The sequence below is a fragment of the Streptomyces sp. NPDC030809 genome, assembly GCF_055572195.1.
The window spans coordinates 1-19832 of sequence record NZ_JBVIDV010000026.1 but is presented as its reverse complement, the minus strand read 5'-3'; the positions used below and the strand labels follow the sequence as shown (position 1 = coordinate 19832).

Sequence of the window (19832 nt, the reverse complement as noted above, 5' to 3'; positions counted from 1 at the left end):
CTTCATCCGGGCGCCCGGCTGAAAACGTCCGGACACGCCTTCGAGTTGTCTGTGGCGCAGTAGTAGGCTCACGCCGTTTATTGACGGAACACCGACCCCGCACAAGGGGGTTGAGCTGGGGGAGGCCATGCGCTTTCGCGGGAAGTCCATCCGCCGGAAGATCGTGGCGCTGCTGGTCGTGCCGCTCGTGTCCCTCAGCGCCCTCTGGGGTTTCGCCACCGTGATCACGGGCCGCGAGGCAGCCCAACTCCTCGATGTCGCGTATGTCATCGGTAAGGTCGGCTACCCCATCGAGGACGTCGTACGCGTCATCCAGAAGGAGCGCCGCCAGACCCTCGTCCTCCTCGGCGACCCCCGCTCCTCCGAGGCCGCCGCCGAGCTCCAGCGCCGCCGCGCCGCAACGGACCGCGAAATAGCCGACATCCGCGCCGACGCCCTCGACCCCGAGGTCGCCGAGGAGCTCTCCCCGGCCGCCGCCCAGCGCCTCCGCTCGATCATGGACGCCTTCGAGGGCATCGAAGCCCTCCGCAACTCGGTGGACCGCACCCAGGTCGAGCCCGCCCAGGCCCTGGAGCTCTACAACCGCCTCGTGGACCCCTGCTACGCCTTCCTCATGAACCTCCACGCCCTGGAGAACGTGGAGATGGACAAGCAGGGCCGCGCCCTCGTCGGCATCACCCGCGCCCGCGAGACCCTCTCCCGCGAGGACGCCGTGATCGCCGCCGCCCTCGCGGCCCGCAGCGTCAGCACCCAGGACGCCCGCCTGGTCTCCGACGCCATCGCCAACCGCAACCTGCTCTACGAGACCAACCTCGCCATCCTCCCCGCCGAGGACCGCCAGGAGTTCGAGCAGTACTGGCGCGGCCCGGTCACCCAGCCGCTGCGCGACGCCGAGGAGAAGCTCCTCGCCCAGGGCGCCACCCGGCATCCGCGCGCCGTGGAAGAAACGGCCTGGGACACCATGTCCGAGAAGGTCCTCCACGACCTCGCCGAGATGGGAACCGCCGCCGGAGACCGCTACCAGGCGCGCGTCGAGCCCGTGGCCGTCGGCGTCCTCGTCCAGGCCGCCGTCGCCGGAGTGCTCGGCTTCCTCGCCCTCGGCCTGTCCGTCTTCCTCTCCATACGCATCGGCCGCGAGCTGGTCCGGGACCTGTCCCGGCTGCGCAAGGAGGCCCACGAGGTCTCCGGGGTGCGTCTGCCCAGCGTGATGCGGCGGCTCGCCGCCGGCGAGATGGTCGACGTCGAGACCGAGGCCCCGCGCCTCGAATACGAGAAGGACGAGGTCGGCCAGGTCGGCCAGGCCCTCAACACCCTCCAGCGCGCAGCCGTCGAAGCCGCCGTCAAGCAGGCCGAGATGCGCCGCGGGGTCGCCGAGGTCTTCGTCAACCTCGCGCGCCGCAACCAGGTGCTGCTGCACCGCCAGCTCACGCTCCTCGACGCCATGGAGCGGCGCACGGAGGACACCGAGGAACTCGCCGACCTCTTCCGCCTCGACCACATGACCACCCGCATGCGCCGGCACGCCGAGGGCCTGGTGATCCTCTCCGGCTCCGCGCCCTCCCGGCAGTGGCGCAAGCCGGTCCAGCTCATGGACGTGGTCCGCGCCGCCGTCGCCGAGGTGGAGGACTACGAGCGGATCGAGGTGCGCCGACTGCCGAGGCTCGGCATCACCGGGCCCGCCGTCGCCGACGTCACCCACCTGGTGGCCGAACTGCTGGAGAACGCCACGGTGTTCTCGCCCCCGCACACCGCCGTCCACGTGCACGGCGAGCGCGTGGCCAACGGCTTCACCCTGGAGATCCACGACCGCGGCCTCGGCATGAACAGCGAGGCCCTCCTCGACGCGAACCTCCGGCTCGCCGAGACCCCCGAGTTCGAGCTGTCCGACACCGACCGGCTCGGCCTGTTCGTCGTCAGCCGGCTCGCCCAGCGCCACTCCATACGCGTCTCCCTCCAGCCCTCTCCGTACGGGGGCACCACCGCGGTGGTCTTCCTGCCGGCCGCGCTGCTCACCGAGGCCCCCGACACCAACGGCGTCGGCTTCCGCCTCGACGGGCCGGACCGCAGCGCCCGCAGCGCCTCGCCCGGCATCGGCAGCGCCGGCCGGACGGCCCCCAAGGTCATCGGCCCGGCCGCCGGACCCGCGGCCGGCCGGCCGGGCCTCGCCGGCGTGCCCTCCCAGGAGCTGCCCGGCCCGGCCGTGGTCCTGGAGGGACCGGTCAACGGGCCGGTGGAGCTGGAGGCCCCGATCGGCTCCCTCGGCCTTGAGGGCCTGGAGGAGGCCGGCATCCTGGGCCCGGTGCCCGGGCTCGACACCGCCGGCGGCCCGCGCGGCGGCCTGCTCGGCAACGGCCGCGAGGTCGTGCGCGATTCCCTACGGGATTCCGTACGGGAGACATCGCGCGAGCCGGGTCCGCGCCGCCCGACCGGCCCCGTCCGGCTGGAGAGCGCCCGGCACGAGGTCCCGGACCCCGACGGGACCGGGTCGGCGGCGGACGGGCCGGTCCCGCTGCCGCGGCGCCGGCGTCCCCCGACGCTGGTGGCCGAGCACGGCCGCCGGGTGACCACCCGGCCGGTGTCCGTGGTCCGGCAGCCCTCGGGGGCGGACGCTGGCTCGCTCCCCGGCCCGCGCAAGGGCAACGGCATCGACAACGGCGTCGGCAACGGCGTCGGCAACGGCATCCGCAGCGGGAACGGCGTAGGCGACGGCATCGGCCTCGACGGGGGGACCGACAACGGACTCGGCAGCGGCAACGGGCGCGGCAGCGCGGCCGGCGCCGGCCGCGGCCCGGGCGGCGAGCCCGGGCCCGCAGCGGGCGGACTGCCCCGCCGGATCCGGCAGGCCAGCCTCGCCCCGCAGCTCAAGGACACCCCCGCCCGCCCGGTGGACCCCGGCCCGGCCGAGGACCGCGACGCCGAGCAGGTGCGCAGCCGGATGGCCGCGCTCCAGCGCGGCTGGACCGCCGCCCGCCGCCAGAACGAGGGCCGGGAGGACCAGGACGAAGGGCAGGACGAGGCCCGGAGCGGAGCCCGGAGCGGCGACCGCCCGGACGCCGACCGGAACGAAGGCCGGAACGAAGGCCGCAGCGAGCGCCCCGACCAGGGCGGCAGCGAGGCCCGCGAGGACAGCCGGGACGGGAAAACCGCAGGTCGCGCAACCGCGGACCGCGAAACCGGCGTCCCGCACCACGATGGCCATCAGCGTGACGGCCACGACGCACGACGGAACACACCGGAGGGGGACGGTCGATGACCGAACCGAAGACCGCAGCGCACGAGTCCGCGAACCGCGAGGCCGGCCGCCTGAACTGGCTCCTCGACGAGCTGGTCGACCGGGTGGGCAGCATACGCAAGGCGGTGGTCCTCTCCGGCGACGGCCTGGCCACCGGCAGCTCCAAGGCGCTGACCCGCGAGGACAGCGAGCACCTGGCGGCCGTGGCCTCCGGATTCCACAGCCTGGCCAAGGGGGTCGGCCGCCACTTCGAGGCAGGCAAGGTCCGCCAGACCGTGGTCGAGCTGGAGGACGCGTTCCTCTTCGTCACGGCCGCCGGTGACGGCAGCTGCCTGGCCGTGCTGGCCGACGCGGACTCCGACGTGGGCCAGGTCGCGTACGAGATGACCCTCATGGTCAAGCGAGTGGGCGACCACCTGGCGACCGCGCCGCGCACCGGACTGCCCGCCGGCGGGTGAGTCGGACCGCATGAGTGCAACTGGTCAGGACGGGGTCCGCAAGGACCCCGCCGACGACTCCGGAGCCCCGTACGCCTCCCCGGCCCCGGCCCCGCACGACCCCCGGACCCCGGACGGCCGCCCGGCCGCGGACGCCGGCTCCCCGGCGGACCGGGACCCGGACGGGTACCCGGACCCGTACGCGGACCCGGAAACGGACCCCGCCTCGGAAACCGCCCCGGAACCGGACCCTGAAACGGCCCCCGACCCCGACCCCGACGACGGCCACTGGTTCGACGACGAGGCCGGACCGGTCGTCCGCCCGTACGCGATGACCCGCGGCCGCACCAGCAGCGTGGGCCAGCACCGCCTGGACCTGATCGCCCTGGTGGTCGCCGAGGAAGCCGCGCACGACCCGGTCTGGGACCAGACCCTGTCCCCGGAGCACGCGGACATCCTCGGCCTCTGCATGATCAGGCCCCAGTCGGTCGCCGAGCTCGCGGCCGAACTCGACCTCCCCATCGGGGTGGTCCGGGTCCTGATCGGCGACCTGGTCGAGGACGCACTGGTCCACGTGACCCGGCCGGTGCCCCCGGCCGAACTGCCCGACGAATCCGTTCTGCGTGAGGTGATCGATGGCCTTCGGGCGCTCTAGCCGGCTGACCGCCGTCCGCGGTACCGGCACCCCCGCCCCCGCGGTCGAACCGCTGACCCTCAAGATCCTCGTCGCGGGCGGCTTCGGCGTGGGCAAGACCACCCTCGTCGGCGCGGTCAGCGAGATCCGCCCCCTGCGCACCGAGGAGCGGCTCTCCGAGGCGGGCCGGCCGGTGGACGACACCGACGGGATCCCCGGCAAGCACACCACCACCGTGGCCATGGACTTCGGCCGGATCACCCTGCGCGAGGACCTCGTCCTCTACCTGTTCGGGACCCCCGGCCAGGACCGCTTCTGGTTCCTGTGGGACGAGCTGGCCCAGGGCGCCCTGGGGGCCGTGGTGCTCGCCGACACCCGCCGCCTGGAGGACTGCTTCGCCGCGGTCGACTACTTCGAGCGGCGCGGCATCCCCTTCCTGGTCGCCGTCAACTGCTTCGACGGCGCGCAGCGGCACCCGGTGGAGACGGTCCGCGCGGCCCTCGACCTCGACCCGCACGTGCCGCTGGTGCTGTGCGACGCCCGCTCCCGGGACTCCGTCAAGGAGGTGCTCGTCGGGGTGGTGGAACACGCGATGTCAATGGCCCGCACCCGCCGCCACACCGCCGGCATCTGACAGCGCACGGCCCGTACGCACACGGGGCGGCCCGTACCCCCGCCGACTGGGGTACGGGCCGCTGCTCTCGTGGGGGGTCGCAGTCCCGCGTGCCCCGTGACCGGTACGCGGACTGTGGAGGCAGTGTTCACCTGCCGTGACGGGCCGTCAAGGACCCCGGCACGGGTGGGTTTCCCCGCGGACTGCCGCCGAACTCCCTTCTGCACGAAGGAGCCTGGTCCCGGCGGTCCCGACGCCGTTCCGCTCGCCGCGGCCGGGCCCCTCGGCCGGGCCCCTCGGCCGGGCCCCGCGACCGGGCCCCGCGCCCGGCCCCCCGCCGGGCCCCGGCTCACCGCACCGCGACGACCGCCGAGCCGTGCCCGAACAGCCCCTGGTTCGCGGAGATCCCCACCCGCGCCCCGGGCACCTGGCGGGCTCCCGCCGTGCCGCGCAGCTGCCAGGTCAGCTCGCAGACCTGGGCGATCGCCTGGGCCGGCACGGCCTCCCCGAACGAGGCCAGCCCCCCGCTGGGGTTGACCGGGATCCGCCCGCCCAGCGCCGTCGCCCCCTCCCGGACCAGCTTCGCCCCCTCGCCCGCCCCGCACAGCCCGATGTCCTCGTACCACTCCAGCTCCAGGGCGGTGGACAGGTCGTACACCTCGGCCAGCGAGAGGTCGCCCGGCCCGAGCCCGGCCTCCTCGTACGCGGCGCGGGCCAGCGCGGACCGGAGGCTTCCGGGGGCCGGGTCCACCGCGACCGCGGAGTCGGTGGCGATGTCCGGCAGGTCCAGCTCGGTCCGGGGGTAGGAGGGGGTGACCGTGGCGACGGCCCGGATCCGCACCGGGTCGGCCACCCCGCGCGCCCGCGCGAAGTCCATGCTCGCCAGCACCAGCGCCGCGGCCCCGTCCGAGGTCGCGCAGATGTCGAGCAGGCGCAGCGGGTCCGCGACCACCGGGGAGGCCGCCACCTCCTCGGCCGAGACCGGCGTACGGTAGCGGGCGTGCTGGTTGAGCGCGCCGGCAGCCGCGTTCTTCACCTTGACCAGCGCGAAGTCCGCTTCGCTGTCCCCGTGCAGGGCCATCCGGCGGCGCGCGTACAGGCCGAAGTAGGCCGGGTTCGTGGCCCCCAGCACCCGGAAGCGCAGCCAGTCCGGATCGTCCGGCCGCTCCCCGCCCGCCGGGGCGAAGAACCCCTTGGGCGCCGCGTCCGCACCCACCACCAGCACCACGTCCGCCAGCCCGGCCAGGATCTGGGCGCGGGCCGTGGCCACTGCCTGCGCCCCGCTCGCGCAGGCCGCGTACACGCTGGTCACCCGGGCCCCCTGCCAGCCGAGCGCCCGCGCGAAGGTGGCCCCCGCGACGTAGCCGGGATAGCCGCCGCGCACGGTGTCCGCGCCGACCACCGACTGCACGTCCGTCCAGTCCAGCCCGGCGTCGGTGAGCGCGGCCCGCGCGGCGGCGGTCCCGTACGTCACGAAGCTGCGCCCCCACTTGCCCCACGGGTGCATCCCGGCCCCGAGGACCGCCACGTCGCCGCTCACGAGCCCTCCCGCACGCCGTGCGGCCGGGCCGCCCCCGCCACGGGCCTGAAGTGCCAGGTGGTGCGGACGCCCCCGGAGTCCTCGTCGAGCACGCCCGGCACCACCTCCACCTCCATGCCCACGGCCAGGTCCGCGACCGTCACCCCGGGCGCCGCCTGGCCGAGCACCACCATCCGCTCGGCCGCCAGCTCCACCGCGACCAGGGTGTACGGCTCCCAGGGCTTCGCCGGGTCGGAGACGTAGGGCGCGGGCGGGCGGTAGCGGCCGTCCGTGTAGGACCAGACCGTGCCGCGCCGGGAGAGCGGGACCTCCGCCAGCTCCTCCCCGGCGCAGTGCGGATTGCGGCAGAAGGAGTCCTCGCGCGGGAAGAACACCGAGCCGCAGTCCGTGCACCTGGTGCCCAGCAGCCTGAACTCCCGTCCGCCGGAACCGTCTTCGGCCGGTGCCTCCTCGGTGAACCAGCCGGCCACGACCGGTGTGCGTGTGCGCGCCAAGACCCCTCCCGGACAGAACCGCCCGGCGGACCGGACGCCTGACGTCACGTCAACTGACGGAACGTCAGAAGTCTGCCACGTTGCGGTCGTTCTCGGCGAGCCACTTGGCGGCGGTCTCGGCCAGTTCCGCGTCCCGGCCCGCCAGCATCATCCGGATCATCTGCGCGTCCCCGCGCAGCGACCAGGCCGGATGCCCGAACGTGGCCGGGTTGTTCCCCTCGATCAGGAAGTGCGCCGGCCAGGCCGTGCCGTAGCCGATCAGGGGCAGCGCCAGGGCGTACCGCCGCCGCCCCCGGACCAGGCCGTACGCGCTCACGGCGAGACCGGTCAGCGTGCCCGCGAGGTGCACCCAGCGGGTCGCGGCCCGCGCGTGCATCGCGACGTAGTACGGCCAGAACTCCTCGTACGATCCGAAAACACGGCTCTTCGTCATGGCCGCACCGTACTCACCCGCGGGCCGGCCGGGTACGCACCGGGAGGTCGAAATACGTCTCCGGATAGGCCTCGGGCCGGAAGGTGAAGTGCCACCACTCCTCGGGCAGGTTCACGAACCCCTGCTCCTCCAGGGTCCGCCGCAGCAGCTCCCGGTGCCCCCGCGGTACGCCCTCAACCAGCGGGTTCGCGGTGTGCGCGAGCGGGTCGAAGCAGTCGAACCCGGTGCCCATGTCCACCGAACCGTCGGGATCCCGCTGCCCGGCCCCGGCGGCGCACGGCCCCGCACCCGCTGAGGCCCCCGGCCCGGTCCAGGGCCCCGGATCCCGGCCGGGCAGCCGCACCAGCGTCACGTCCACCGTGCTCCCGCGGCTGTGCCCGGACCGGGCGGCGATGTACCCCTCGGCGAACAGGCGGGACTTCGGCACCCGCGGATGGAACGCCGCCCGCACCGCCGGATCCTCGGGCTCCGCCGCCCAGCGCACGAACCGGTCCACCGCCCGCTGCGGCCGGTAGCAGTCGTACACCTTCAGCGAGTACCCGCGGCGCAGCAGGACCCGCTGCGCCCGCCGCAGCGCCCGGGCCGCCGGCCGGGCCAGCAGGCACACCGGCTCCTCGTACCCGTCCACCGGCCGCCCGGTGAAGTTCCGCCCCGTCGCGTACCGCATGTCCTGAAGCACCGTCGGATCCACCGCCCGCAGGTCCGCGAACGGCAGCTCCCGCCCCACCTCCCTCCCCGGCCCGGCAGCAGACCCCCGCGCCCCCGCGGGCGGCACCAGCAGAGCGGCGAGCGCGAGGCCCGCCACGGCAACGACCGGAATTCTCATGCCCTTTCCCCTACCATCGCGGGGTGTCAGCACCCGTGAAGGACTCGCACTGTTCCAGCTGCGGCGCCGCCCACGCCTCGACGGCGTGGCCCCGCACCTGTCCCGCCTGCGGCTCGGTCGCCTACCGCAACCCGCTGCCGGTGGCCGTGGCCCTCCTGCCCGTGGAGGACGAGCACGGCACCGGCCTCACCGTGATCACCCGCACCATCCAGCCCGCACTCGGCGGCGTCGCCCTTCCCGGCGGTTTCATCGACCACGGCGAGGACTGGCGGGACGCGGTCGTGCGCGAACTGCGCGAGGAGACCGGCATCGAGGCCCCGGCCACCGACGTGGTGCTCGCCGACGCCCTCAGCTCCCCGGCCGGCCACCTGCTCGTCTTCGGCCTCCTCCCGCCCCGCCCGGCCGCCGCCCTGCCGCCCTCGGCCCCCACGGACGAAACCTCCGGTCGGCACGTCCTGCACGCGCCCGAGGAACTCGCCTTCCCCCTCCACACCCTGGCCGCCGCCCGCTGGTTCGCCGGCGCCTACCCCGCCCGCTGAACGGTCCGCCGCCCCCGGCCACCGGCCGTTCCACCCCGCCCCGCCCCTCACCCCGGCCCGCAGCCCCGACCCCCTCATCCGGCACCCCGGGCACCCCGGCCCCGCCCCGGGGAAACCCCTCAGACCCCCCGCACCCGCACCGCCATCCCCACCGGCAGCCCGTCCTCCCGTTCCACCTCCACCTGCCCGTCCCGCCAGCGCGTCACGAACCGCTCCACCGGCGGCACCTCCCACCCGTCCCCCGGATCGCGCACCAGCAGCCCGTTCCCGGTCCGCCCCAGCGCCGGGGCCCACACCTCCAGCTCCGTGGCGCCGTCCGCGCCCCGCACCGGCAGCACCGCACCGGCCCGCGCCAGCACCGGGATCCGGCCCGGCGGCGCGTCCACCAGCACCTGCCCCGGCCCCTCGTACGCGGCCCCCGTCGCCGTGTCGTACCAGCGGCCCCGGGGCAGCCGCACCGCCCGCCGGTCCGCCCCGCACTCCAGCACCGGCGCCACCAGCAGCGCGTCCCCGAGCAGGAACGCGTCCTCGCAGTCCCGCAGCGCCCGGTCCCCGGGGGTCCGCCACCACACCGGCCGCACGTACGGCGCCCCGGTCCGCCGCGCCAGGTGCGACAGGGTCACGAAATACGGATGCAGCCGCTCCCGCTCCGCCAGCACCGCCCGCGCATGCTCCAGCACCTCCGGCCCGAACTCCCACGGCTCCCGCCGGCCCGCCCAGATCGCTGCATGCGTGCGGAACAGCGGCAGATAGGCCCCGAGCTGGAACCACCGCAGGTACAGCTCGGGAGAGGGCGAGCCGCCGAACCCGCCCACGTCCGGACCCGAGTACGGGATCCCGCACAGCCCCAGCCCCAGCACGAGCGCCAGCGAGGCCCGCAGCCCCGGCCAGCTGCTCTCCACGTCCCCCGACCAGGTCCCCCCGTACCGCTGCAGCCCGGCCCACCCCGACCGGGAGAACAGGAACGGCCGCTCCGCCGGACGCAGCCGGACCAGGCCCTCGTACCCGGCCCGCGCCATGGCCAGCCCGTACACGTTGTGCGCCGCCCGGTGGTCCCCGGGACTCCCGTCCAGCGCGTGCTGCGCCGACCGCGGCAGGGTCATGTCGCCGAACGGCGTGAACGACACCGGCTCGTTCATGTCGTGCCACACCCCCGCGAACCCCTGCGCCAGCCGCTCCGCGTACTGGTCCCCCCACCAGGCCCGCACCGGCGGATGCGTGAAGTCCGGATACGCGCACGCTCCGGGCCACACCACCCCCCGCACCTCCCGGCCCTCCGCGTCCCGTACGAACGCACCGGCCGCCCGGCCCGACTCGTACAGCGGGTTCCCGGGCTCCGCCGGCACCGCCGGATCCACGATCGACACCAGCCGCACCCCCTGCTCCCGCAGCTCCGCGGCCAGCTCCGGCAGCCGGGGGAAGCGCTCCTCGTCCACCGTGAACACCCGGTGCCCGTCGTAGTGGTCGATGTCCAGGTGCAGCGCCGCCAGCGGCAGCCCCCGCGAGCGGTAGTCGGCCACCACCCGCCGCACCTCCTCCGCGCTGCCGAACCCCCAGCGCGCGTGCTGGTGCCCCAGCGCCCACGACGGCGGCACCGCCGCCCCGCCGGTGAGCCCCGCCCAGCCCTGCAGCACCCGCGCCGGGGTGCCGACCAGCACCCAGGTGCGCAGCGGGCCGCCGTCCATGCGCAGCTCGCAGCCGCCCGGCCGGTCCTGGCCCGAACCCGCCCCCTCCTCGCCCTCGTGCAGGGTCACCCGGCCGTCCCACGTGTTGTCGTGGAACACCAGGTGCGTCCCCGCGTCCGCGACCACCAGCTGCACCGGCATCGTCAGGTACAGCGGATCGTCGCCGGGCCCGAAACCGCCCCGCGGATCGGTGTTCCACAGCCGGTACGAGCCGTCCCGCAGCCGCGGCCCGGCCGCCCTCCCGCCCAGCCCGAAGAACCTCGCGTCCGGCGCCACCTCGGACCGCTGCACCCAGCGCGCCGGCCCCTCCCCGGACACCGGCTCCCACCAGCGCGGCGGCAGCTCCCGGCGGAGCACCGCCCCGCCGGGGGTGCGCACCTCCACGGCCCCGTTCCGGGAGATCGCCACCGTCACCCGCTCCGAGACCACCCGCCAGCCGCCCTCGGTGTCCGGCTCCAGCTCCGCCCGCCCGTCCGCCTCCGGACCGTCCCCGGCCAGCCCGTACGAGGGGGTGGGCCCGGCCCCGTCCCAGCCCCAGAACACCGCCCCGCCCACCGCGACCCGCACGGTCAGCCGCGACCGTGCGAAATGCAGCACCCCGCCGCCCGGCCGCGGGTCCGCCCCCGTCAGCGGCCCCGGCACCCTCGCCCGCTCCGCACCCCGCGCCGGCAGCGCGGCCGCATCGGCCCGCCGGTGGCGCCAGGCGGCACCCCAGGCACTCCGCCCGCGCACCGATCCGAGGTCTTTCACCGCACGCAGAAGATCACGACCGTCCATGGCGCTCACCCTGCCATCCGCACCCAGGCCAGGAGGGTCCGTTCAACTGTCGTTCACCCACATTCGGACCGCTTGTGGCCATGGCTGATGGCTCTGGTGCGGGAGACGATCACATGGCATCGTCCCTGTGAGCCTCCACGCGCCACCCACCGCGCGGTGGCACCGTACGCACACGAAGCGCAGAGCCGCAGACCCCGGGAGCCGACCCCATGACCTCAGCCACGTCCCAGCCCTTGTGGTCGCCGGGCCCCGAGCGGATCGCCGCCGCCGCGGTGACCCGCTTCCAGGAATGGGCCGCAGAACGCTACGGAGCCCCCGCCGAGGGCGGCTACCACGCCCTGCACCGCTGGTCCGTCGACGAGCTCGACACCTTCTGGCAGGCCGTGGCCGCATGGTTCGACGTCCGCTTCGCCACCCCGTACGAAGAGGTCCTCGGCGACCGCTCCATGCCCGGCGCCCGCTGGTTCCCCGGCGCCACCCTCAACTACGCCGAGCACGCCCTGCGCGCCGCCGAGGACCCGGCCCGCGCCGAGGCCCCGGCCCTGCTCTGCGTGGACGAGACCCACGAGCCGGTGCCGGTCAGCTGGGCGGAACTGCGCCGCCAGGTCGGCTCCCTCGCCGCGGAGCTCCGCGCCCTCGGCGTGCAGCCCGGCGACCGGGTCAGCGGATACCTGCCCAACATCCCCGAAGCCGTCGTCGCCCTCCTGGCCACCGCCGCCGTCGGCGGCGTGTGGACCTCCTGCGCCCCCGACTTCGGCGCCCGCAGCGTCCTGGACCGCTTCCAGCAGGTCGAGCCGGTCGTCCTCTTCACCGTCGACGGCTACCGCTACGGCGGCAAGCAGCACGACCGCACCGACACCGTGGCCGAACTGCGCCGCGAACTGCCCACCCTGCGCGCCGTCGTGCACATCCCGCTGCTCGGCACCGCCGCCCCGGAAGGCACCCTGGAATGGTCGGCGCTCACCGCCGCCGACACCGAGCCGGTCTTCGAGCACGTCCCCTTCGACCACCCGCTGTGGGTCCTCTACTCCTCCGGCACCACCGGCCTGCCCAAGGCCATCGTCCAGTCCCAGGGCGGCATCCTCCTCGAACACCTCAAGCAGCTCGGCCTGCACTGCGACCTGGGCCCCGAGGACCGCTTCTTCTGGTACACCTCCACCGGCTGGATGATGTGGAACTTCCTCGTCTCCGGCCTGCTCACCGGCACCACCGTGGTCCTGTACGACGGCAGCCCCGGCTTCCCGGACACCGGCGCCCAGTGGCGGATCGCCGAGCGCACCCGCGCCACCCTCTACGGCACCTCCGCCGCCTACGTGATGGCCTGCCGCAAGGCCGAGGTGCACCCCGGCCGGGACTTCGACCTGTCCGCCGTCAAGTGCGTGGCGACCACCGGCTCCCCGCTGCCCCCCGACGGCTTCCGCTGGCTGCACGACGAGGTCGCCGAGGACCTGTGGATCGCCTCCGTCAGCGGCGGCACGGACGTGTGCAGCTGCTTCGCCGGCGCCGTCCCGACCCTCCCGGTGCACATCGGCGAGCTCCAGGCCCCCTGCCTCGGCACCGACCTCCAGTCCTGGGACCCGGCCGGCAAGCCGCTCACCGGCGAGGTGGGCGAGCTCGTCGTCACCAACCCCATGCCCTCGATGCCGATCCGCTTCTGGAACGACCCGGACGGCAGCCGCTACCGCGACAGCTACTTCGAGATGTTCCCCGGGGTCTGGCGGCACGGGGACTGGATCACCCTCACCGACCACGGCTCGGTCGTCATCCACGGCCGCTCCGACTCCACCCTCAACCGCCAGGGCGTGCGGATGGGCTCCGCCGACATCTACGAGGCCGTGGAACGCCTCCCCGAGATCAGGGAATCCCTCGTCATCGGCCTGGAGGAGCCGAACGGCGGCTACTGGATGCCCCTGTTCGTCCACCTCACCCCCGGCGCCGCCCTCGACGAGGACCTGATCGACCGGATCCGCCGGACCATCCGCGAGGAACTCTCCCCGCGGCACGTCCCGGACGAGGTCATCGAGGTCCCCGCCATCCCGCACACCCTCACCGGCAAGCGCCTGGAGGTCCCCGTCAAGCGCCTCCTCCAGGGCACCGCCCTGGAGAAGGCCGTCAACCCGGGCTCCGTGGACGACGCCGGACTCCTGCGCTTCTACGAGGAGCTGGCCCGCACCCGCAAGTGACCCGGCCCGCCCGGGCGGGGGGAGACCCCGGCCCGGGCCCCGGACCCGCGGGGAGCCTCAACCCCCGTACGTGGCCTCGGACTCGCCCAGCACCCCGGCGAAGTCCGAGGCCAGCCGCTGCGCGTCGGCCGGCTCCAGCGCCGCCGTCGTGATCCGCACCGCGGGCGGGCCGGCGATGCGGAACCGCTGGCCCGCCGCCACCCACCAGCCGTGCGTGCGCAGCCCGTTCACCACCGCCGACTCGTCCCGCACCGGCACCCACACGTTGAGCCCGCTGGCCCCGACCGCCGCGATCCCGTACCTCCCGAGCGCACCGATCAGCGCCGCCCGCCGCTCCGCGTACGCCGCCTCCGCCCGCGCGACCAGCAGCTGCGCCGCCGGGTCCGCCATCACCCGGGCCACCGTCTCCTGCAGGATGTGGCTGACCCAGCCCGAGGTCAGCAGCAGCCGGCCGTCGTGCCGGGCCAGCGTGGTCGGATCACCGGCCAGGGCCGCCCACCGCAGGTCGATGCCCAGGTGCTTGGAGACCGTGCGCACGTGCGCCCAGCGGGGCATCCCGCCGGCGGTGAGGGAGTGCAGCGGAACCCCCGCCACGTCGGCATTGTGATCGTCCTCGATCACCAGCACCTCCGGGAAGCCCGCCAGCACCGCCACGAGTGCGTCCCGGCGGCCCGCCGTGAACCGTCCCCCGGTGGGGCACTGGGCGCGCGGGCTGCACACCACCGCCCGCGCCCCGGCGCGCAGCGCCCGCCCCAGCTCCTCCGGCCGCATCCCCTCCTGGTCCACCGCCACCGGCAGCATCCGCAGCCCCAGGGCCGGCACCAGGTCCAGCAGGTGGTGGAAGCCCGGATCCTCCACGGCCACGGCGTCACCCGGCTTCAGCTCCGCGGACAGCAGCCGTGCGATGCAGTCCAGCGCGCCGTGCGCGAAGGTCACCGGCCCGTCCGGCACCCCGTCGCGGTCGAACCACGCCCGGGCCGCCTCCTCCAGGTGCGGGAGCCGGGGGCTGCCCCGGTGCGACCCGTGGACGGGGGAGACCTCCGCCGGGGGAGCGAGCACCGGCAGCAGGGCGGGATCGGGATGCCCGCCGGCGAGATCGCGCACGCCGTGGGGGACCCGCGGCGGCCGCCGGGACCCGACCGCGGGTGCGTGCGCCACCACGGTCCCGCCGCGCCCGCGCGTCACCACGATCCCGCGGGACCGCAGCTCCTTGTACGCGGTCGCCACGGTGCCCGGACTGACCCCGAGCCCGTCCGCGAGCCGGCGCACCGGGGGCAGGGCGGTGCCCGGCACGAGGGCGCCCTCGGCGACCCCGCGCTCGACCGAGGCGGCGATCTCCCTGGCGGTCGTACCGGCGAAGGAATATTGTGTTGTCACGTACATGATTATGTACCGATACAAAGTGCACGTCAACGGGGGGATTCCGTGAGCACCAGCACCCGCAGCACCACCCCAGCAGCAAGCACCCGCAGGGCCGCCCTGCACGCCCGCATCCCCGGCGGCCCCGACGGCCGCCGGGTCCTCGTCATCTCACTCGTCGACAAGACCGGCACCGGCCTGTGGGCCGGCACCTCCGTCCTCTACTTCTCCACCGTGGCCGGCCTCGGCCTCGCCCAGGTCGGCCTCCTCATCGCCGCCTCCTGCGGCATCGGGATCGCCGGCGCCCCGCTCGCCGGCCGGGCCGCCGACCGCTTCCCGGTCACCCGGCTCACCGTCTGGCTGCACCTCCTGCGCGCCGCCGCCGCGCTCGCCCTCCTCACCACCCAGGACTTCTGGCTCCTGCTCGGCTACTCGGCCATCGGCAGCCTCGGCGACCGCGGGGCGAACGTGACCACCAAGCTCTACGCCGCCCGCATCGCCGGCCCCGACCGGGTCCGCTTCCAGGCCCTCAACCGCACGGTCATGAACATCGGATTCGGCCTCGGCGGGCTCGTCGCGGCCGGGGCCCTCGCCGTCGGCACCGCAGGCGCCTACCGGGCGCTGCTCCTCGGCGACGCCCTCTCCTACCTCGCCATGGCCCTGCTCACCCTGCGCTGCAGCGAGCCCGCCGGACCCTCCAAGGTGGTCGCCGCGGCCGGGACGCCCGCCGGAGCCCCCGCCGCGCCCGCCCGCACGCCGTGGCGCGACCGCACGTACCTGCTCTTCACCCTGACCGAGACCGTGCTCTTCCTCGACGACGCGATCTTCAAGGTCGGCATCCCGCTGTGGATCATCCACGCCACCGATGCCCCGCACGGACTCGCCCCGCTGCTGATGGTCCTCAACAACGTGCTCGTCGTCTTCTGCCAGGTCCCCCTGGCCCGCTTCGGCACCACCACCGAGGCGGCCCGCCGGCTGCTGCGGCCGCTCGCCGCCGCCTTCGCGGTGGGCTGCCTCGCCTTCGCCGCCTCTGCGCTCTGCGGCCCCTGGACCGCCGTCGGCTGCCTCGTCCTCGGCGCCGCCGCCCTGACCCTCGCGGAAATGGTCCACGCGGTCGCCTCATGGGAACTCTCGCTCGCCCTCGCCCCCGAAGAGGCCCAGGGCGCCTACCTCGGCGTGCACGGCCTCGCCGCCGCCGGACAGCGCAGCCTCGGCCCCCTCGCCGCGACCGCCGCCGTCGCCGCCGGCCCGTTCGCCTGGGTGCTCCTCGGCGGCGCCTTCGCCCTCACCTGCCTCGGCCAGGACCGCCTGGTCCGCAGGGGGCCGGCCCGCGGCCCGTTGTCAGTCCCCGCGGTTACGCTGAGTGAGCAATGATCGCACTCCGTTCAGCACGCCACCGGGGGGACACCATGGCCTACACCGCACGACCCGTCCACACCACCGCGAGCCTGCGGCGCTCGCTCCGCCGCGAAGTGCCCGGCACCGTCGGACTCCTCACCGACCCCGCCGACTTCACCGCCATGACCCGATACGCGAGCTTCCCCTTCGACGGCCCCGACGGCCACGACGGATACCTCCGCCAGATGCACGGACTGCTCCGCTCCCTCGCCGTCCGGGGCATCCACACCACCGTCGCCCTCTTCGACCCCGAGGACTACACCGACTACTGCGCCGAACACGCCCTCGACCCCGACACACCCGGCGCGCGCACCCGCTTCACCGCCGAGCTCGCCGCCTCCGGCACCGCCGTGGCGTACGAGGGCCAGCCCATGGAGACCCTCGTACCGCTCCTCGTGGACGAGTCCGTCCGCCAGGCCACCTGGGAGTACGCCACCCTCCTCCTCGCCGGCCTCGGACCCTGCGCCGACTGCGGGGCGGACATCGGCCACAGCGCGTTCGAACGGGCCGGCCGCATCCTGGACGGACTCCTCGAAGGCGCCGGACCCGGCGAACACCACCTGGTCGTCAGCGTTCCCGCCGACGCGGAACAGCTGGTGGCCGCCCTGCACACCGGCGCCCCCGAGCGGGCCCGGCTCGACTTCGTCACCGTCCTCGCCGCCGGGATCGCACTCCAGCGGACCGGGGGAGTGGTGCTGCGCCGGTGCACGGAGGGAGAGCCGGACCGCCTGCACGGCTGGCGCCTGGACGGCGGCACCCTGCTGCCCATCTCCGCGGCCGAGGTCTTCAACGCCTACTGCACCGATGCCGATACCGGCGACCTGCTCCCCCCGGAGCCGGGGGTGGAGTACTGCCCCGGCTACCCGGTCGACGCACCCGGCCCGCACCACTGACCGGGCCGGACCCGGCTCCCCGGGAACCGGGCCGGCGGTCCGCCGCGGGAACGGCCGAGGGGCCCTCCGCCACTGAAGGCGAAGGACCCCTCGGGACCGGGACCACCGGCGGCCGCACCGGCTGCCGGCCGTCCCCGCGTCACTCCCCGGAGAGCACCGCCTGGGCAGCCACCCGGGCCTCCTCCGCGCTGTCCGCGGCCCGCGCCGCGGCAGCCGCGCGCTCGCACTGGGCGAGGGTGTACTTCGCCAGCGTCGCGCGGACGTAGGGGATCGAGGCGGAACCCATCGACAGGCTGGTCACGCCCAGACCCGTCAGGACACACGCCAGCAGCGGGTCCGAAGCGGCCTCACCGCAGACGCCGCAGCTCTTGCCCTCGGCCCGGGCCGCCTCGGCCGACATGGCGATCAGGTCGAGCAGCGCCGGCTGCCACGGGTCCTGCAGCCGCGAAACGGCACCGACCTGGCGGTCGGCGGCGAAGGCGTACTGCGCCAGGTCGTTCGTGCCCAGCGAGAGGAACTCGACCTCCTGGAGGATCGAGCGGGCCCGCAGCGCGGCGGAGGGGATCTCCACCATCGCGCCGAACTTCGCCTGGAGCCCGGCCGCCCGGCACGCGTCGGCGAAGGCCTTGGCGTCCGTACGGTCGGCCACCATCGGGGCCATGACCTCCAGGTACACCGGCAGCCCCTCGGCCGCCCGGGCCAGGGCGGTCAGCTGGGTGCGCAGCACCTCCGGGTGGTCCAGGAGGGTGCGCAGACCACGGACACCCAGCGCTGGGTTGGGCTCGTCGCCGGGGGTCAGGAAGTCGAGCGGCTTGTCGGCACCCGCGTCGAGCACGCGCACCACCACCCGGCCCTCGGGGAAGGCCTCCAGCACCTTGCGGTACGCCTCGACCTGCTTCTCCTCGGACGGCGCCTTCTTGCTGTCGTCCAGGAACAGGAACTCGGTGCGGAACAGGCCCACGCCCTCGGCACCCGCCTCGACCGCCGCGGGCACGTCCGCCGGACCGCCCACGTTCGCGAGCAGCGGCACCTTGTGGCCATCGGAGGTGGCACCCGGACCGGAGGAGGCAGCCAGCGCGGCCTTCCGCTCGGCCGCGGCGGCCAGCAGCTCCGACCGCTTCTCCTCGCTCGGGTCCACGAAGATCTCACCCGTGCTGCCGTCCACGGCCACGACCGTGCCCTCGGCCAGTTCGCCGGCACCCGGAAGGGCCACGACCGCCGGCACCCCGAGAGCCCGCGCCAGGATGGCGCTGTGGCTGGTCGGCCCGCCCTCCTCGGTCACGAAGCCCAGCACGAGCGCCGGGTCCAGCAGCGCGGTGTCGGCGGGAGCCAGGTCCCGCGCGATCAGCACGTACGGCTCGTCGCTGTCCGGCACGCCGGGCATCGGCACGCCGAGCAGCCGGGCCACGATGCGGTTCCGTACGTCGTCCAGGTCGGCCACCCGGCCGGCCATGTACTCGCCGGCCCCGGCCAGCAGCTCGCGGTAGGCGGCGAAGGCGTCGTACACGGCGCGCTCCGCCGTGCTGCCGACCACGATCCGGCGGTCCACGTCCGCCATCAGCTCGGGGTCCTCGGCGATCATGGCCTGGGCCTCCAGCACGTGCTGTGCCTCGCCGCCGGCCAGCTGGCCACGCGCGATCAGGTCGGCTGCCACAGCCTTGACGGCCTGGCGGGCGCGCCCCTGTTCGCGCTCCGCCTCCTCCGCGGCGATCTGCTTGGCCGGCGGCTCCAGAACCGCGGTGCCCATGTGCCGGACCTCGCCGATCGCCACCCCGTGGCTCACGCCGACGCCTCGCAGCGTTGTCTCCATTTCACCCGTCTCCGATAGTGCGGCGGTTGCGGCGCCGCTGTGGATGTTCGATCTGCCGCCGCGGCTCGGCCGCGGCAAGAGCGTCAGGCCCAGCCGAAGAGCGCGTCGCCGGCCTTGACCTCGGTGTCCACGAGGTCGTGGAGGGCGTCCGCAGTGGCCTCCAGGGCCACGATCGGGCAGATGGGGGACTTGCCGGCAGCTTCGACGGCCTGCGGGTTCCAGCGGATCATCTCCTGGCCGCGCACCACCTTGTCGCCCTTGTTCACGAGGAGCTCGAAGCCCTCGCCGTTGAGCTGAACGGTGTCGATCCCGAGGTGCGTCAGCACCCCGTGGCCCTCGTCGTCCACGACGACGTAGGCGTGCGGGTGCAGAGAGACGACCACACCGCCGACCGGAGCCACTGCCACCGAAGGCTCACGCACGGGGTCGATGGCGGTACCGGGTCCCACCATTGCGCCGGAGAACACCGGATCGGGCACTGCCGCGAGTCCGATGGCACGCCCGGCAAGCGGGGACGTCACGGTGGTCATGGATGGCCTCCCAGGGGGTGGGGCTATGACGTGTCGCCGCCCCTGCCTGTCGCTGGACGGCGTACTCGTGTGAAGGGTAAGTCATGGAATGTCCGGGTTCCGACCGGTGTGTTCCATGCGCGATGAGGCACCCGGACGAGTGGACTAGACCACTACTGAACCATACGCCTTCCTCGATTTGCCCGTGCACCACGGGGCCTGTAGTGTCGTAAGTCCTGCCTGACCGGGCACGTGAACTTCATGTGAACAACCAGGTCGGCGGGCACCCATTCTTCAGCACGATCCAGATCCGAACCTCATCCGCATGCCTGCGGAACCATGTGGTCCGGAGCCCGGAAAAACGCTGATAGAGTCGGAATCGCCGGAAGGGGAAAGCGCGAAAGCGCCGGAACCGGAAAGCGCCGAGGAAATCGGATCGGAAAGATCTGATAGAGTCGGAAACGCAAGAA

The 19832-nt window shown here is 74.6% G+C and carries 15 protein-coding genes and 1 pseudogene; 8 read left to right on the top strand and 8 right to left on the bottom strand.

Annotated elements, in window-relative coordinates:
• Positions 1-127: 127 nt before the first annotated feature.
• From ACZ407_RS28850 to ACZ407_RS28835, 4 genes and pseudogenes are all read left to right on the top strand, one after another.
• Positions 128-3253, top strand: a complete 3126-nt coding sequence (locus tag ACZ407_RS28850) for a sensor histidine kinase (RefSeq protein WP_468133312.1) — start codon at positions 128-130, stop codon at positions 3251-3253.
• A complete protein-coding gene (locus tag ACZ407_RS28845; protein WP_468133310.1) occupies positions 3250-3690 on the top strand; it encodes a roadblock/LC7 domain-containing protein in 441 nt (146 codons plus the stop codon). Before ACZ407_RS28850 ends, ACZ407_RS28845 begins: the two co-directional genes overlap by 4 nt.
• Positions 3691-3895: 205 nt before the next feature.
• Positions 3896-4324, top strand: a pseudogene (locus tag ACZ407_RS28840) (DUF742 domain-containing protein); the annotation flags it as partial.
• Positions 4305-4937 (top strand): GTP-binding protein, encoded by a 633-nt coding sequence (locus tag ACZ407_RS28835; RefSeq protein ID WP_468133308.1) that lies wholly within the window; start codon positions 4305-4307, stop codon positions 4935-4937. The pseudogene ACZ407_RS28840 and the gene ACZ407_RS28835, both read left to right, overlap by 20 nt.
• Positions 4938-5265: 328 nt before the next feature.
• Here the strand turns inward: ACZ407_RS28835 and ACZ407_RS28830 are convergent, their stop codons facing one another.
• The 4 genes from ACZ407_RS28830 to ACZ407_RS28815 form a co-directional block, all read right to left on the bottom strand.
• Positions 5266-6456: a lipid-transfer protein gene (locus ACZ407_RS28830; protein ID WP_468133306.1), complete on the bottom strand. Its 1191-nt coding sequence runs from the start codon at positions 6454-6456 to the stop codon at positions 5266-5268.
• Entirely contained in the window at positions 6453-6950 is a 498-nt protein-coding gene (locus tag ACZ407_RS28825) for a Zn-ribbon domain-containing OB-fold protein (RefSeq protein WP_468133304.1), read from the bottom strand. Before ACZ407_RS28825 ends, ACZ407_RS28830 begins: the two co-directional genes overlap by 4 nt.
• A 64-nt stretch (positions 6951-7014) precedes the next feature.
• Positions 7015-7383: an Mpo1-like protein gene (locus ACZ407_RS28820; RefSeq protein WP_468133302.1), complete on the bottom strand. Its 369-nt coding sequence runs from the start codon at positions 7381-7383 to the stop codon at positions 7015-7017.
• 13 nt (positions 7384-7396) lie between these two features.
• On the bottom strand, positions 7397-8209 hold the full coding sequence (locus tag ACZ407_RS28815) for a M15 family metallopeptidase (RefSeq protein ID WP_468133300.1): 813 nt from the start codon (positions 8207-8209) through the stop codon (positions 7397-7399).
• A 23-nt stretch (positions 8210-8232) separates the two neighbouring features.
• Here ACZ407_RS28815 and ACZ407_RS28810 point away from each other — a divergent pair, with 23 nt between their 5' ends.
• On the top strand, positions 8233-8748 hold the full coding sequence (locus tag ACZ407_RS28810; protein WP_468133298.1) for an NUDIX domain-containing protein: 516 nt from the start codon (positions 8233-8235) through the stop codon (positions 8746-8748).
• Positions 8749-8867: 119 nt separating this feature from the next.
• Here ACZ407_RS28810 and ACZ407_RS28805 read toward each other — a convergent pair whose 3' ends face one another.
• Positions 8868-11210: a glycoside hydrolase family 31 protein gene (locus ACZ407_RS28805; RefSeq protein ID WP_468133296.1), complete on the bottom strand. Its 2343-nt coding sequence runs from the start codon at positions 11208-11210 to the stop codon at positions 8868-8870.
• A 209-nt stretch (positions 11211-11419) separates the two neighbouring features.
• On the opposite strand from ACZ407_RS28805, the gene ACZ407_RS28800 reads away from it, so the two are divergent.
• On the top strand, positions 11420-13393 hold the full coding sequence (locus ACZ407_RS28800; protein WP_468133294.1) for an acetoacetate--CoA ligase: 1974 nt from the start codon (positions 11420-11422) through the stop codon (positions 13391-13393).
• Positions 13394-13450: 57 nt separating this feature from the next.
• Here the strand turns inward: ACZ407_RS28800 and ACZ407_RS28795 are convergent, their stop codons facing one another.
• Entirely contained in the window at positions 13451-14770 is a 1320-nt protein-coding gene (locus ACZ407_RS28795) for an aminotransferase class I/II-fold pyridoxal phosphate-dependent enzyme (RefSeq protein ID WP_468133292.1), read from the bottom strand.
• A 48-nt stretch (positions 14771-14818) separates the two neighbouring features.
• Here ACZ407_RS28795 and ACZ407_RS28790 point away from each other — a divergent pair, with 48 nt between their 5' ends.
• Together ACZ407_RS28790 and ACZ407_RS28785 are read left to right on the top strand one after the other, a co-directional pair.
• Positions 14819-16126 carry an MFS transporter gene (locus ACZ407_RS28790; protein WP_468133290.1) on the top strand — a complete coding sequence of 436 codons (1308 nt, stop codon included), beginning with the start codon at positions 14819-14821 and terminating at the stop codon, positions 16124-16126.
• 35 nt (positions 16127-16161) lie between these two features.
• Positions 16162-17043 (top strand): hypothetical protein, encoded by an 882-nt coding sequence (locus ACZ407_RS28785; RefSeq protein WP_468133288.1) that lies wholly within the window; start codon positions 16162-16164, stop codon positions 17041-17043.
• 139 nt (positions 17044-17182) lie between these two features.
• On the opposite strand, the gene ptsP is transcribed toward ACZ407_RS28785, so the two are convergent.
• A complete protein-coding gene (gene ptsP, locus ACZ407_RS28780; RefSeq protein ID WP_468133286.1) occupies positions 17183-18853 on the bottom strand; it encodes a phosphoenolpyruvate--protein phosphotransferase in 1671 nt (556 codons plus the stop codon).
• 83 nt (positions 18854-18936) lie between these two features.
• Positions 18937-19383, bottom strand: coding sequence for a PTS sugar transporter subunit IIA (locus tag ACZ407_RS28775; protein WP_468133284.1), 447 nt, complete (start codon positions 19381-19383; stop codon positions 18937-18939).
• Between the last annotated feature and the right edge of the window lie 449 nt (positions 19384-19832).